Raw genomic sequence first — 527 nt, forward strand, 5'->3', positions numbered from 1 at the left:
GATGCGGCGTCGATGAAGACCCGCGCGAAGGAGGACGGCGACACCTGGGTGCTCAACGGCAGCAAGTGCTGGATCACCAACGGCGGTAAGTCGTCCTGGTACACGGTGATGGCGGTGACCGATCCGGACAAGGGAGCCAACGGGATCTCCTCGTTCATGGTCCACAAGGACGATCCCGGTTTCACGGTCGGCCCACTGGAGAAGAAGCTGGGTATCAAGGGCTCGCCCACTGCGGAACTGTATTTCGAGAACTGCACGATCCCGGGAGACCGGATCATCGGCGCACCGGGAACGGGTTTCAAGACTGCACTGGAGACTCTTGATCACACGCGTCCGACGATCGGTGCCCAGGCGATCGGTATCGCCCAGGGCGCCCTCGATCAGGCGATCGCCTACACCAAGGACCGTAAGCAGTTCGGGAAGTCGATCTCGAGTTTCCAAGGCGTGGAATTCATGATCGCCGACATGGCGATGAAGATCGAGGCCGCCCGGCTGATGGTCTACACCTCCGCCGCGCGTGCCGAGCG

At 62.0% G+C, this 527-nt stretch carries 1 protein-coding gene; it reads left to right on the plus strand.

The annotated features are described in order from the left end of the window. Window positions 1-527 (plus strand): acyl-CoA dehydrogenase family protein (locus BH683_RS00005; RefSeq protein ID WP_210405130.1); only part of this gene is annotated, 527 nt, incomplete at both ends.

The organism is Williamsia sp. 1138 (assembly GCF_002095435.2).
Taxonomy (GTDB): domain Bacteria; phylum Actinomycetota; class Actinomycetes; order Mycobacteriales; family Mycobacteriaceae; genus Williamsia.